Raw genomic sequence first — 13,570 nt, 5'->3', positions numbered from 1 at the left:
CCGGCGGAGGCAGACAGTGACGGCGGTGGCTCGGGGGGAACCAGGGAGGGCCGCCATGCCTGAGATGTCCTTCGACTTCGAAGGTCTCATCAAGATGATCGCGAACAACCTCTACAGCGAGAAAAAGGTCTTCGTTCGCGAACTCATCCAGAACGCGCACGACGCCACCCGCAGGCGGATCGCCCTGGACGGCGTGGCCGGCCGCATCGATGTGGAGACCCGGCCCCAGGATCTGGAGATCACGGTCCGGGACGCCGGGATCGGCATGAACCGCGAGGATCTCGTCGACTACCTGGCGAACATCGGCAAGAGCCTGACGCTTGAGGAACGGGAGCACGACAGCACCCTGATCGGGCAGTTCGGCATCGGCTTCCTGGCCGCCTTCGTGGTGGCCTCCAAGGTGCGGGTCACGACCCGCAAGGTCGGCGAGGAGACCGGCTGGCTCTGGGAGAACGAGGGCAGCAAGGAGTACCGGCTGACGGAGTGCGAGGTGGCCTCGCCGGGCACCACGGTGACGGTCAGCCTGGCGGGTGCCGAGGACCGCGGGATGATCCAGGAGGCGGAGGTCCGTACGCTGATCCGCCGCTACGCGGACATGCTCACCATCCCGATCCACCTCAACGGCTCCCGCGAGCCGGAGAACACCCTGCACATGCCGTGGGAGAAGGGCGGCCTGACCGCCGAGGAGCTCAGCTACGACCTGCGCTTCTACGTGGAGCGCACCCTCAACGACCGGGTACTGGAGGTCATCCCGGTCCAGCTGCACGGCCCCGTGCAGGCGGAGGGGGTCCTCTACATCACCCGCGACCGGTTCTACACCGTGGACCAGCCCCGCACGATCCGGCTGTTCCACCGCCGTATGTTCCTGTGCGAGGACCAGCCGGACATCCTGCCGCAGTGGGCCAGGTTCATCAACGGCGTGATCAACACCCCGGACCTCACGCCGACCGCGGCCCGGGACAACTACCTGCGCGACGACAAGTGGGCCGCCCTGCGCGACGCCCTCGGCAACCTCGTCATCGAGCACCTCGAGCACCTGCGCGACACTCAGCGGCCGCGGTTCGCCGGCATCGCCCGTTTCCACCGGATGAGCTTCGCCGCCGCCAGCTACTACTACGACGAGTTCTTCGCGAAGTTCGCCGACCTGCTGCTGTGGCGCACCAACCGGCTGTCCGACGAGCCCGACGACGCCACCGTCAGCGATCCGCTGAACGAGACCGGCACGGGCGTCGCCCTGCGGACCCTGCCGGAGATCCTGGACCGGCTGCCCGGTCCCGCGGACCAGACCAAGACCCTGCAGTGCGTCACCGGGGTGGACGCCGCCCGCCAGTACTTCAAGATCGCCAATGCGGCCAAGACCACGGTCGTGGACGCCAGTTTCGTCTTCGAGCCCGAACTTCTGGAGGCGTACACCCGGTTGCCGGGCGTGAACCTGCGCCTGGTCCACATCGACCGCGAGGACGCCCCGTCCGGCGACGCCATCTTCCGGCAGGCCGGCGGGGAGGAGGGTATGGCGGCCCAGAAGCTGGCGGACCGCATGAGTGCGGTGCTGCGCACCCCGCACGGCCATGTCATCCGTACCGAGGCCCGTGAGTTCGAACCGCCGGACATCGCGGCGGTCCTGCGGACGGACGCCCGCACCGAGGCCCAGAGCAAGGCGGAGGAGGTGCTGCTGGACCCGAACGCGCCCCCCGGCATCCGGGAGATGGCCGAGGCGGTCCAGCGCATGTCCCACGGGACCGGTCAGCGGCTCACCATCAACTCCCGGAACCCCCTCGTGCAGCGACTGGCCGCCTATCACGACAGTGCCATTCCCGAGGTGAAACAGCTCATGCGGGCGCTCTACCACAGTGCGGTGCTCGCCAACGGACAGCTGATCACCGCCCACGCGGCGAACGCCTTCCACGACCAGTTGCAGCAGCTCATGAGCCGCAGCCTGGAGGCCCTGGAACTCGAAGTACGCTGCAAGGCCCTGGACGACCGGCTGCGGGCCGCTCAGGGCCGCAGCCGCCCGGGCTCCGACGCCACACACCGCAGCTTCTTCATGATCACCCCCTTCGCCTCCCGCTACCGGCCGCTGATCGACGCCTGCCGCGAGGTCGTCGAACAGCGATGGGGATTCGAACTCGTCGTCGCCAGCGACCATCAGGAGGACCACCGTCTCCTCGACAACGTCCAGGTCCTCATGGACGCGGCGGACGGCTTCGTCGCGGAGATCACCGACAGCAATCCCAACGTCATGTTCGAGCTGGGCGCGGCCTTCGCCGATCGCCGGGAGCGTCCGGTCGTACTGCTGCGGGAGAACACGTCCGCGAACGGGACGGTACTTCCCGCCGACCTCCAGGGCCTGCTCTACATTCCGTACTCCCTCGACGACGCGTCGCTCGCGGACCACCTCCGTACCGAGATGTCGAAGTCGAGCTCACTGCGCGAACTGCTCAGCGCCGGCCGCCACCCCCGCTACATCTCCCGGGAGCACCTGGCTCGACGGATCGCCGCCCTGAACCTGACCGCCTCGGCCCTCGACGAGTTGTCGTCCCGGTACCGGACCGCGCAGGACTGGCTGGCCGCGCAACCGGACGATGTGGGCAGACTGCTCGGGAAGGAGCATGAGGGGCTGGCGGGATGGATCGTCGAGCGCATGCGGCAGACGGACTCGGCGTGACCGAGGACGAGTTCGACGATCTGGCCGACCGGGCGGATGAGGCTCGGAACGCCGGCGACATGTGGACTGCCGCGCTGCTCTATGAGCAGGTTCGTGACACCGGCCTGGCTCTCGGCTGGCAGGCGGACTCCCTGTGGGCCCTGAGGCTCGCCGCGGAATGCTGGGTGGATGCCTCGGAGCCCGACCGCAGCATCCAACTGCTCCTCGATGCCCTGCACCAGCCGGGCTCCGGGATCGACGGCACGGAACAGTACTGGCTGCACAGCCTGTTCCTCGATCACGCGATGTACTACGACGTGGCCGTCACGGATTTCGAGGAACGGATCGAGCACCTGGAGACACTCGCGCTGTCGGTCTGGGGCCACGAGGGAGCCAAAACCCTGACCCATCGGGGCTCGCTGCTGAGTTGCCGGGGACAGTGGCAGGAGGCACTCGTGGCCGCGGAGCGCGCCTGGGCCCACCGGGACGGGCCCGGGCCCGGGGTGGCCAGCAACTCCAGCCTCGCCGCAGAAGCCTGCCTCCACAGTCTGAAGCTCGGCCGCCGGGCAGACGCGGAGCGCTGGAAGGACGCGATCTGTCCGCCGGACAACGCCTGGGCGCGATGGGAGCTGGCCTCGTGCCAGGTCGAACTGGCGTTGTTCGACAACGACGCGGCGGCCGCGCGGGCGGCTTCGAGACGCACCGACGCCCTCTGCAACGCTCAGCAACCGGACCAGTTCCTCGCCGCGACGGCGGACGCGATCGCCGCGCTGCTCCTCGACCCGGCAGAAGGCGACCCCGCGAGTCCCTCCCACCTCATCCGGGTGCGCCTCGCCCATGAGGAACCGCGCAGAACACCCATGTTCTGGCTCAGGTTCAGCTGGTACTCGCGGCTCGCCGCCCTCGAACTCGCAGGCGTGCGCCATGCCGCCGGAATGCTCCCCGCGGACGACTCCTACTACCGCAGGCCTCAAGTCCTCCCCCGTCCCGAGGACGCCCGCCTTCCCGGCGAGATCGACCAGCGGCTGGCCGCCTTCGAGCACGCCTGCGACACAGCGCTGAAGCACGCCCAAGAGGCCGACACCCGCTTCGGCTGCTCCTGGCGTCAGGAGGAGGTGGCCCAGCTCAGGCGGCGGGGCCGGGACGTCGCCGCGGTGTTCCGCGGTTAGTCGTCGGTTGTCCGGCCACAGCCGCTGACGTCAGCGCGCGAACCAGCACCGCACGGTCGTCCCGTCGGCCCCCGTGTGCACCCGCACCAGATCGGCGAGCAGGTTGACCATGAGCAGGCCCCGTCCGCCGCGCTGATCGCGGGGGGCGGGTCGGCGGCCGGCCAGGGGATCCGCCAGGCGGCCCTTGTCGTGGACCTCGCAGACCACGCGCTCGTCCTCGGCCCACACCCGCAGCGTGCCCGTACCGCCGCCGTGCACCACGCTGTTGGTGGTCAGTTCGGCGGTGACGAGGGCCAGGTCCTGCAGCCGGGTGCCGGCCAGACCGAGCCGCGCGGCCAGGTCGGTGGCGACATGCCGGGCCTGCGAGAGGGACTCCGTGTCGAAGTCGAGGGCCGGCACGCCTGCGACGGGCGGCAGCGGCTCGTTGTAGCGGGCCACGACGTCGTCGGGGTCGTACGCCCCGCTGTCCCGCTCCTGCCCAGCGCCCGCCTGGATGACGGTCGGGTGGGTGGCGTACGCGTCGGCGACGACCTCCGGTGCGAGGCGCCGGACGTCGTACGGACACAGGATGCTCACCGTGCGGCCCCGGAAGGCCGCGTTGATCAGCGCCTCGTGCTGGACGCAGGCGGGGTACTCGGTCTCCGAGCGGCCCGCCCAGATGGGCTCGCCGATGATCCGCACCCGCTTGCCCGGCGGCTGGGCGTCGGCGAAGGCGCGCAGCACGCCGGGGATGATCCGGCCGGGGTTGCGCCCGGCCTCCCGCATGTCCATGAGCCGTACGGCGTCGGCGTCGGCACCGAGTCCGTCCCGGATGAGCTCGAGGTTCTCGCCGGGGACGGCCACCGCCACGGGGTCGCCGGCGGCGAGGCCGGCGCGCACGAAGGACACCGTGCCCGCGAGGTACTCCTGCTCGTCGCCGTAGAAGAGGGCGGGGTGGACGAAGGGGTCGAAGTGTTCGGCCGCGGCACTCATGACATCGACACCTCGATCGCCGAAAGGTCGGGCCAGAACAGTTCCAGCACCCGTTGCAGGGTGTCCGGGGGCCGGTCCAGGACGATCCGCCGGCCGTCGCGCAGTTGCTGGGCTGCGGCGGCGAGCGCTCCGGCGCCGGCGACGTCGACGAAGGTCACGGACGACAGCTCCAGGTAGTAGACCTCTTCGTCCTCACGCACGGCCCGTTCCAGCGCGCGTTCCCACACCGCGTGCGTCGCCAGACCGACCTCCCCCGCCACGCGCAGCCCGCTGCGCTCGACCAGGGGGGACACCGTCAGCTCCGGGACCGCGCCCGCGGTCCCGGAGACGGTCAGGTACCGGATGCCCACACCGCCTCCCCACTTTTCCCGGACTCGATCGCACATACCCCCGACCGGACCGGCCATTCCCACGGTCTGTGTGTACTACGCCGTACGGCGGGCAGGCGCTCAGTCAGCACCGCCTGGCACCACCTGGTCGGCCGGGCGGACGGAGGCACGGGGGCACGAGGCACGGGGCACGCAACGTCATGAAGGCTGTCGGTGATCTACAAGGCGGGGACATGACCTCAGCGGCACACACATCTCTCGCGGGGCGGATGAAGGCCCTGGTGATCGAGAGCCGCGTGGACGCGGGCCGAGCGGTGCTCGTTCCGCGCGGGGAGCTCATCCACGGATCGGCGGACGTCCTGGCGAAGGCACTGGCCGAGCTGCCGGACGGCATCGGCCGGCTGGAGCTGGACATGACCGAGGTGCGCTTCATGGACACGGCGGGACTGGAGTTCCTGGAGACCCTCGGCGACTACGGCCACCTGCACGGGATCCCGGTCATGACCGCGAACTGGGACGGCCAGCCGCGCCGGATCCTGGAGCTGGTCGGCCTGGACACCGCGGACCCGGTGCGGCCCGCGGACGGCGGATCCGCCCCCGAGCCACCGCACCCGCCCGCCCCCTCGGCGGTGGCCGTCGAACGCGCCGAACAACTGCGGCACCTCCAGCAGGAGGTCGACCAGCTCCGCCAGGCGATCGCCTCCCGTCCGGTGATCGACCAGGCGCGCGGCATCCTCATGGCCACCCATGCCTGTACGTCCGACGAGGCCTGGACCATCCTCCGCGAGGCCTCCCAGCTGTCCAACACCAAGCTCCGCACGGTCGCCGCGGCGGTCACCGCCAGCACCGGCACCGACGGCCCGCCGCCCCCGGAGGAGCTCCGCACGGCCCTGCGCACGGCGGTGGCACGGCGGTGGCACGGCGCGGCCGGCGACGGCTCGGGGCGGCCCTGAACCGGGCGTTGATCCCCTCGTCCGAATACGGCGTTGATCCGTTCCTCGGCCGGGGCATAGGTTCCGACGCATGACGAACCTTCGGATCGGTGTGATGTACGACCGCGACTGGGCCCCGGAGGGACTGCCCGGGTTCGCACGGCAGGCCGAGGCGCTCGGTGTGGACGACCTGTGGGTGGTCGAGGACCTCGGCTGGAACGGCGGGGTGTCGGCGGCGGCCGTGGCACTGGCCGCGACCGAGCGCCTCCGGGTCGGTATCGGCATCACACCCGCCCCGTTGCGCAGCCCGGCCCTGCTGGCCATGGAGCTGGCGACACTGGCCCGGGTGTTCCCGGGACGGCTGGTGGCCGGGATCGGGCACGGGGTACGGGAGTGGATGGTCTCGGTGGGCGTCGCGCCGAGTTCACCGCTGGCCCTGCTGGAGGAGACGATCACCTCCGTGCGCGCGCTGCTGCGCGGGGAGCGCGTCGAACTGGCGGGCCGGGAGGTGCGCCTGGACGGCATCCAGCTGGTGCACCCGCCCGCCGAAGTGCCGCCGGTGGTCGCGGGCGTGGTCCGTTCCCGCTCGCTGGAGCTGTCCGGCCGGGTCGCGGACGGCACACTGATCGCCGAGGGGCACGGCCCGCGCGACCTGGAGAACACCCGGGCGCTGACCGCCAAGGGCGGAGCGACCGCCGACCACACGCTGACCGTGCTGTCCTTCTGCTGCGTCGGCGAGGACCCCGACCAGGTGGCCCGGACCCTGCACCCGGTCACCGAGGGCCACGGCACCTGGCTCGGCCGCCCGCAGGACGAGGTGTTCACCGTCTCCGGCCGACCGGCCCAGGCCGCCGCCCACGTCCGGGAACTGGCAGCGGCGGGAGCGGACACGGTCGTACTCCGGGTCATCGGGCCCGAGCCGCTGGACCAGCTCAAGGCCGTACTGGGCGCACTGGGACGCTGACCGCCGCGTCACCCCGGCTGAACGCCGCCGTCACCCCGGCCGTCACCCCGGCCCGATCACCGGTTCCGTCCAGTCCGGGTCCGCCCAGCGGGCCAGGTCGTCCGGGTCGGGGAGGCCGCGGCGGTATCCCCGGTCCTGCTGCTGCCGGACCCGGACGCTCGCGTGGAACACCGCGTCCTCGGGCACGGCACGCGACCGCCTGCCCGCGAGGAACCAGAGCGGGCCGTTGCGGTGGACGGGGGCGCCGGCGAACTCCTTGGTCAGCGCCGTCGCCTCGGCGTAGGCACCGGCCCGGAAGAGCAGGTCCTCGTGGACGCCGTCGACGATCCACTTGAGGGTGACGGTGGAGAGCAGGGGTTCGCCCTTCGCGTGGTCGAAGGTGCCGCCGACGTCGGAGTGCACCCCGGCGAACCAGACCTCCTCGAGTGTGTCCCGGGCCGGCTGCGGCCGGGGTTTGACGAGGTACTCGCGGTAGGGGCGGCGCCGCTCGTCGAGGGACACGGCGTGCCGGATGCGGGCGGCGTTGGGCAGGGAGCGGGTGTAGGGCCATCGCAGATTGCCCAGGCGGAGGATGCCGGCCGCCTTCACGGTGTCCCAGAGCCCCAGGTAGGCGACCGGCACGGCGTAGCGCGAGACCTGCTTGGAGTCGTTGCGCTTGACCGTCTCCCACAGCGGGTCCGTGTGGGTGTGCCGGCAGAAGGCCCGCGAGAACCGCGCGACCTCTTGCTGGTTGCGGTCGATGTCGTGGTTGAAGGCGTACTTCGCCACGGCGTACGGGACGAGGTTCTCGGCTCCGGGGCGCATGAGGCCCGGTTTGTTGAGCATCCCGACGAGTGCGCGGGCCGTGTAGGCGCCGCGGCTGAATCCGAAGACGTACACGCGGTCGCCCGGCTCCCAGTGCCGCATCAGATACGTGTAGGCCTCGGCGAGGTTGGCCCTGAGCCCGGTCCCGAAGGCGAGGCCGCTGAGCCGGGAGAGCCGGTGGCCGAGCGGCCCGCGCGCGCCGGCCGACGACATGGTGCCGACGCCGGGGTCGTAGTAGAGGAGCTGGTGCGAGGGGTCGTCGGTGCTGAGCATCTCGTACAGCTTGACCACGTTGGTGGGGTTGCGGGCGCCGACCTGGTTGCCCGTTCCGTCGAGGCAGATGACGATGTTGCGCGGCATGATCGCTCCTCGCCTAACCGACGGGCGGGGTGGATGCGGTGTCCGCCCCGGGCGGTATCTGCTGCTCGAACGCCGCCAGCGCGATGGGGCTGTCCGGCGGGGCGACCGCCATCATGCGGCGCCGCTGTGCCTCCGCCAGGGCGTCCCCGGCCGGTGTGCCGTGCCGGGCGTGGACGATGCGCACCTGGCCGTCACCGGAACCCCGGCGGCCCACCGGGGCGACGCCGACGTGGGTGTCGTCGGACAGGGTGACCCACAGCTGGAAGTCGTCGAACTTGAAGAAGTCCGCGGACTTGGTCGGCCAGGGGTAGTGGTGTTCGCCGGCCGCCTTGGGCAGGACACCCGAGTGGTGCGGGTTGCTCATCGGCACGCACGCGTTGAACAGCGAGTCCGTCCAGGCCTCGACGCTGTCGGCATCCGTGACGGGCCTGCTCAGGAGGTCCCGGGCGCGCTTGTAGCCGAGGGCGTCCAGCGCGGGCAGCGTGAACGGGAAGGCGGCCACCAGGTCGGCGGCCTCCTGCCGGAGCCGGTCGATCTTCGCGGGGTCGGCGCAGAACTGCATGCTCCACTCGATGCCGACCCGGGCCCGGTACATCCGCCAGCCGCTCCCCGTCATGACCCAGAGGCTGCCGCCGTGGTGCATCTCCCAGGGCCCCGGCCCGTACGGGGCCTCGGCCCCGGCGGCGCTCAGCTCCTCGAGGATCTTCTTGGCCACCTTCTTGGCGGCGCGGAAGTGGCCGGACACGGAGCGCTCCGGATGCTTGACGATGCGTATCTTCCAGGGGCGGGTTTCCCCGTGGGTGTGGTCCACCTCGAGGAGAGCACCCGCCCCCGGCGCCGCACCCCCCGGTACTGCCACGGAACCGGCGTCAGCCACGGCCGGCCTCCTTCGGTCGGCGGCCCCGCACGCGATGACCGCGCCCGAGCGCCGCTCCCTCCATCGTGCAGCGCCCGGGTGACGGCGTCGACTTATAGGCGTTCCGTCGCGCAGAAATACGCCCGTCACGGGGACTTGACGGGGTGACAGCCGCTACGACGTGCTCGGGGCCGGAGTCGGCCCGATGCCCCGCAGTTGCTGAATGGTCCCGCCGAGCTTGGTACGGAACTGCTCCAGCATCTCCGGCTCCTTCGCGCTGACGATCCACCGCGTGCCGACCAGGTACTTGCCTCCGTAGACGGCGGCGGAGTCCAGCCAGGTCTGTTTGTACTTCTCCTCGGGGAAGGTGGTGATGAGGTAGTCGACCTCCTTCGTGTGGCAGAGGCCCTGGCGCAGTTCGTCGGCGTCGATGCGGATCTTGGGTTTGCAGCCGGTCAGGTTGGCGATCACCTCGACCTTCGCCGGGGCCACGACACCGGCCGCGGGGGCCGCGGATATCTCCGACGGCTTGCCGCTCGCCGATGCGCCGTCCGCATCCCCACCGGTGCAGGCCGTGACCAGGGGAAGAAACGCCAGACTCGCGGCCAGCGCGGCGCCGCGTACGAGACGGGCAGCGGGTGGCGTACGTCCGGTGCGCCCTCGCGGTAACTGCACTGCGTGCTCTGCCTGTTCTGCCTGTTCTGCCTGTTCCAGCTCGTGTGACACGTGCCTCTCCGTATCCGGCGTCCCTGCCCGCACCAGCGGCCGGGCGTTCGACAAGGGGTACGGGTGACCGCCGGGGGCTGTTCACGCCCTGAGGGTGCGGGGCGTCGGGGGAGGAAAATCTCCCTGCCACGGGTGCCGCCGACGAATGCCGGACTTCCGGCGTGACCAGCCGCGGCGTGCGGCTCCTGCACGCCCAGCGCGAGTAGCCGGCAGTTGCCCGGCGTTCGCCGCACGGGCCCCTGCACTCCGAGTCGCCTCGGGGCAAGAGCCATGCCTTGACGACGATGACGCCGACCCTGCTCGCACGCGTCCGGGCAGTGCACCGCCCGGACCTGTGCGGCCGATCCCGACTCCGCCTTCAGCCGGGCAGCCGGGCGGCGTGGTCGACGCCGGGGACCCTGGGCGTCCCGCAGCGGCGGCCCGGCATACGGTGACCGTGCACCGCCTGGGCGGGAGCCCTGCGGCGGCTCACTCGGCGGCCCGCCGCCAGGCCGACTCGCGCAGCAGCCGCAGTCCGTTGAGGCCGACGATGACGGTGGAGCCCTCGTGGCCGGCGACGCCGAGCGGCAGTGGCAGGTGGCCGGCCAGGTCCCAGACGACCAGGACGGCGATGAAGACTCCGGCGACGACGAGGTTCTGCACGACGAGCTTGCGGGCCCGGCGGGACAGGGCGATCACGGCGGGCACGGTGGCGAGTTCGTCGCGGACGATCACCGCGTCGGCGGTCTCCAGGGCCAGGTCGGAGCCGGCCCGGCCCATGGCGACACCGGTGTGCGCGGCGGCGAGCGCCGGGGCGTCGTTGACGCCGTCGCCGACGACCATCACCCTGCGGCCGCCGTCCTCCAGCTCCCGGACCGCCCGCACCTTGTGCTCCGGCAGCAGTCCGGCCCGTACGTCCTCGATGCCGACCTCGGCGGCGAGGCGGGCGGCGGCGCGAGGGTTGTCGCCGGTCAGGAGCAGGGGTGCGGTCCCGGTGAGGGAGGCGAGCGAGGCCACGGTCTCCCGCGCGTTGGGGCGGAGCCGGTCGGCGATGCCGAGCACGCCGGCCGGAGCACCGTCCACGGTGATCAGCACGGCGGTCCTGCCACCCTCCTCCAGTTCACCGGCGAGCACCGCCGCGCGGGCGGAGGCGGCGTCGGTGGCCTCGTTCAGCAGCCGGGCCGGGGCGCCGACCGTGACCGCGCGCCCGTCGACGGTGGCCGTCACCCCGACGCCCGGCGTCGAGTCGAAGTCCTCCGCCGGGGCGAGCGCGAGCCCGCGTTCGCGCGCCGCGGCGACGACCGCCCTGGCCAGGGGGTGCTCGCTCGGGTTCTCCGCCGCCGCCGCGAGGGCCAGCAACTCGCCCTCGTCCCTTCCGGATCCGGGGAACGGCCGGATGTCGGTGACCCGCGGGGTGCCCTCGGTGAGCGTGCCCGTCTTGTCCAGCGCCACGGCGTCGACCTGCCCGAGCCGCTCCATCACCACGGCCGACTTGACCAGTACACCGTGGCGGCCGGCGTTGGCGATGGCCGACAGCAGCGGCGGCATCGTCGCCAGCACGACCGCGCAGGGCGACGCCACGATCATGAAGGTCATCGCCCGCAGCAGCGAGTCCGTGAGGTTCGCTCCGAAGGCGAGCGGCACGAGGAAGACGGCGAGGGTCGCGGCCACCATGCCCAGCGAGTAACGCTGTTCGACCTTCTCGATGAACAACTGGGTCGGCGCCTTGGTCTCGGACGCCTCCTCCACCATCCGCACGATCCGTGCGATCACCGTGTCGGAGGCGTCCCGCTCGACCCGTACCCGCAGCGCGCCGGTGCCGTTGAGGGTGCCGGCGAAGACCTCGTCGCCCTTCTCCTTGGTCACGGGAAGGGGTTCACCGGTGATGGTCGCCTGGTCGACGTCGCTCGCCCCGTCGAGCACGCGGCCGTCGGCGCCGATGCGTTCACCGGGGCGTACGAGGATCGTGTCGCCGACGGACAGGTCCTCGACGGCGACGGTCGCCTCGCTGCCCTCGTCCGCGACGCGGGTGGCGGTCTCGGGTGCCAGGTCGAGCAGTCCGCGCACCGAGTCGGCGGTGCGGGCGGTGGCCAGCGCCTCCAGGGCGCCCGAGGTCGCGAAGATCACGATCAGCAGGGCGCCGTCCATGACCTGCCCGATCGAGGCCGCGCCCAGCGCGGCGACGATCATCAGGAGGTCGACGTCGAGGGTCTTCTCCTTCAGCGCCTGAAGGCCGGTCCAGCCCGGCTCCCACCCGCCGGTCGCGTACGACAGCGCGTACAGCGGGCCCCACGCCCAGGCCGGAGCGCCGGTCAGCTGGAGGGGCAGCGCCAGCAGGAAGAAGACGGTGGCGGCAGTCGCCCAGCGCGCCTCGGGGAGGGCGAGGACCCTGGTACGACGCCGGACGGCGTCGCTTGCGCGCGAGGGCGCGGCCCGGTCGGCCGTGGGCGGAGCGAGGGTGGAGGTCATCGGAGCGGAAGTCCTTCACGACGGCATGACGGCATGACGAAACAACGGCAACTGGAACGCCCGGCGCCGCTCACTCCACCGTACAGGACCACATGAAGACCCATTCATATGTTCATGGACGTCGCTCCGTAGGATGAGGGCATGGGCCACGGAGCTGACGCCAAGACCACCGCCACCGCACGCGAACGCCTGGAGACCGTGGGCGCCGCCGACGTGGCCGCCACGCTCCAGGCCCTCGCCACCCCGTCCCGGCTCCGGATCCTGGCGCGCCTCCAGGAGGGTCCGTGCGCGGCGACCGAACTCGCCGACGCCGTCGGCATGGAACAGTCCGCCTGTTCGCACCAGTTGCGTCTGCTGCGCAACCTCGGTCTGGTGACCGGCGAGCGCCGGGGCCGCTCGATCATCTACGCCCTGTACGACAACCACGTCGCCGAACTCCTGGAGCAGGCCCTCTACCACGTCGAGCACCTGCGCATGGGCCTGCGGGACGCCGCCCAGGCCCCGGCGGTCGTGGCCGAGACGCACTGAACCGCGGGCGGGTCAGCTCACCGAGTACAGGCACCGGCTTCGGCGTCAGCTGCCCGGTACGGCGGCGCAACCAGGCCACCGACCCGGCCCACAGCGGCCCGGCGCAAGCCGACGCCGCCCACCCCGCACCGCCTGCCCGGACCACCCGGACCAGTTGTCCGGCCGCGTCTCCGCAGCACCCGGCGGCCATGCTCTCGGAACCGTCCGGATGATTCCACCCACCCCGGGTAGTCCTGCCACAGGCGACCCCGGAGGTGCAGTCCCATGACCGCCACGACACGGCGCGGGGCCTGGGCGACGGCTTCCGCCGTCACCCTTGTCCTCGCCCTCACCAGCGCCTGCGACAGCGGCGACGGCGACGAGACAGCCCCCTCGACGCGTACGCCCGCCACCGCCCCGCCCGACCCGACAACGGCCGCCACGTCACCGCCGGTGTCCCGATCCCCCACGCCGACCGGCACGGCACCGGAGGACCCGGTGGAGGCCGAGAAGGAGATCAGGGAAGCCTGGCGGATCCTCTTCGCCCCGGAGTCATCAGTCGACGAGCGAAGCGACGTCATCGAGGACGGCTACGAGAACGCGCTGATGACCGAGAACCTCTTCGCGGACCCGCTCGGCAGTCGCCTCCGCGCCGAGGTGACCTCGGTGTCGTACACCTCGTCCCTGAGCGCCGACGTCCGCTACACCCTCACGCGCGAGGGCCGTCGGCTGGACACCGGCGGCCCGGGAGCGGCCGTCCTCCAGGACGACACCTGGAAGGTGGCGCTGCAAACGGTCTGCGATCTGACGCGGCACGCGACGGACGCCCCTCAGGCGCCGAGCTGCGAGTGACCGACCA

12 protein-coding genes are annotated in these 13,570 nt (G+C 71.7%); 6 read left to right on the top strand and 6 right to left on the bottom strand.

Features of this window, described 5'->3' with window-relative positions:
• Window positions 1-55 precede the first annotated feature (55 nt).
• On the top strand, window positions 56-2,665 hold the full coding sequence (locus OG252_RS34340; protein ID WP_329341026.1) for an ATP-binding protein: 2,610 nt from the start codon (window positions 56-58) through the stop codon (window positions 2,663-2,665).
• On the top strand, window positions 2,662-3,813 hold the full coding sequence (locus OG252_RS34335; protein ID WP_329341025.1) for a hypothetical protein: 1,152 nt from the start codon (window positions 2,662-2,664) through the stop codon (window positions 3,811-3,813). Before OG252_RS34340 ends, OG252_RS34335 begins: the two co-directional genes overlap by 4 nt.
• 30 nt (window positions 3,814-3,843) lie before the next feature.
• On the opposite strand, the gene OG252_RS34330 is transcribed toward OG252_RS34335, so the two are convergent.
• Both OG252_RS34330 and OG252_RS34325 read right to left on the bottom strand, forming a co-directional pair.
• A complete protein-coding gene (locus OG252_RS34330; protein ID WP_266439926.1) occupies window positions 3,844-4,785 on the bottom strand; it encodes a sensor histidine kinase in 942 nt (313 codons plus the stop codon).
• The gene (locus tag OG252_RS34325) at window positions 4,782-5,129 is read right to left on the bottom strand and encodes an STAS domain-containing protein (RefSeq protein WP_425587643.1); all 348 of its coding nucleotides are present in this window, start codon (window positions 5,127-5,129) and stop codon (window positions 4,782-4,784) included. The genes OG252_RS34330 and OG252_RS34325 overlap by 4 nt, the downstream gene beginning before the upstream one ends.
• Window positions 5,130-5,347: 218 nt before the next feature.
• Between OG252_RS34325 and OG252_RS34320 the strand changes: the two genes are divergently transcribed.
• A complete protein-coding gene (locus OG252_RS34320; protein ID WP_329341022.1) occupies window positions 5,348-6,067 on the top strand; it encodes an ANTAR domain-containing protein in 720 nt (239 codons plus the stop codon).
• 70 nt (window positions 6,068-6,137) lie between these two features.
• Window positions 6,138-7,010, top strand: a complete 873-nt coding sequence (locus tag OG252_RS34315; RefSeq protein ID WP_329341021.1) for an LLM class flavin-dependent oxidoreductase — start codon at window positions 6,138-6,140, stop codon at window positions 7,008-7,010.
• A 42-nt stretch (window positions 7,011-7,052) separates the two neighbouring features.
• Here the strand turns inward: OG252_RS34315 and OG252_RS34310 are convergent, their stop codons facing one another.
• The 4 genes from OG252_RS34310 to OG252_RS34295 all read right to left on the bottom strand — a co-directional run bounded on the left by OG252_RS34310 (window position 7,053) and on the right by OG252_RS34295 (window position 12,204).
• Window positions 7,053-8,174 carry a DUF2235 domain-containing protein gene (locus OG252_RS34310; protein WP_266439919.1) on the bottom strand — a complete coding sequence of 374 codons (1,122 nt, stop codon included), beginning with the start codon at window positions 8,172-8,174 and terminating at the stop codon, window positions 7,053-7,055.
• 13 nt (window positions 8,175-8,187) lie between these two features.
• Window positions 8,188-9,051, bottom strand: a complete 864-nt coding sequence (locus OG252_RS34305) for a DUF6424 family protein (protein ID WP_266439917.1) — start codon at window positions 9,049-9,051, stop codon at window positions 8,188-8,190.
• Window positions 9,052-9,204: 153 nt separating this feature from the next.
• A complete protein-coding gene (locus OG252_RS34300) occupies window positions 9,205-9,705 on the bottom strand; it encodes a hypothetical protein (RefSeq protein WP_266439916.1) in 501 nt (166 codons plus the stop codon).
• 519 nt (window positions 9,706-10,224) lie between these two features.
• Entirely contained in the window at window positions 10,225-12,204 is a 1,980-nt protein-coding gene (locus tag OG252_RS34295; RefSeq protein WP_329341015.1) for a heavy metal translocating P-type ATPase, read from the bottom strand.
• Between the two features lie 141 nt (window positions 12,205-12,345).
• Here OG252_RS34295 and OG252_RS34290 point away from each other — a divergent pair, with 141 nt between their 5' ends.
• Both OG252_RS34290 and OG252_RS34285 read left to right on the top strand, forming a co-directional pair.
• The gene (locus tag OG252_RS34290) at window positions 12,346-12,732 is read left to right on the top strand and encodes an ArsR/SmtB family transcription factor (RefSeq protein ID WP_266439914.1); all 387 of its coding nucleotides are present in this window, start codon (window positions 12,346-12,348) and stop codon (window positions 12,730-12,732) included.
• Window positions 12,733-12,996: 264 nt separating this feature from the next.
• A complete protein-coding gene (locus OG252_RS34285) occupies window positions 12,997-13,563 on the top strand; it encodes a hypothetical protein (RefSeq protein ID WP_329341013.1) in 567 nt (188 codons plus the stop codon).
• Window positions 13,564-13,570 lie beyond the last annotated feature (7 nt).

The sequence above is a fragment of the Streptomyces sp. NBC_01352 genome, assembly GCF_036237295.1.
Taxonomy (GTDB): Bacteria; Actinomycetota; Actinomycetes; order Streptomycetales; family Streptomycetaceae; genus Streptomyces; species Streptomyces plumbiresistens.
The sequence above is the reverse complement of the archived record's forward strand: the minus strand, read 5'-3'. Positions and strand labels throughout refer to the sequence as shown.

What these genes read in the sequence shown, in the direction of transcription:
- OG252_RS34295 (WP_329341015.1), bottom strand. Translation starts at nt 12,204, where the DNA reads ATGACCTCCACCCTCGCTCCGCCCACGGCCGACCGGGCCGCGCCCTCG.
- OG252_RS34310 (WP_266439919.1), bottom strand. Translation starts at nt 8,174, where the DNA reads ATGCCGCGCAACATCGTCATCTGCCTCGACGGAACGGGCAACCAGGTC.
- OG252_RS34330 (WP_266439926.1), bottom strand. Translation starts at nt 4,785, where the DNA reads ATGAGTGCCGCGGCCGAACACTTCGACCCCTTCGTCCACCCCGCCCTC.
- OG252_RS34315 (WP_329341021.1), top strand. Translation starts at nt 6,138, where the DNA reads ATGACGAACCTTCGGATCGGTGTGATGTACGACCGCGACTGGGCCCCG.
- OG252_RS34320 (WP_329341022.1), top strand. Translation starts at nt 5,348, where the DNA reads ATGACCTCAGCGGCACACACATCTCTCGCGGGGCGGATGAAGGCCCTG.
- OG252_RS34340 (WP_329341026.1), top strand. Translation starts at nt 56, where the DNA reads ATGCCTGAGATGTCCTTCGACTTCGAAGGTCTCATCAAGATGATCGCG.
- OG252_RS34285 (WP_329341013.1), top strand. Translation starts at nt 12,997, where the DNA reads ATGACCGCCACGACACGGCGCGGGGCCTGGGCGACGGCTTCCGCCGTC.
- OG252_RS34290 (WP_266439914.1), top strand. Translation starts at nt 12,346, where the DNA reads ATGGGCCACGGAGCTGACGCCAAGACCACCGCCACCGCACGCGAACGC.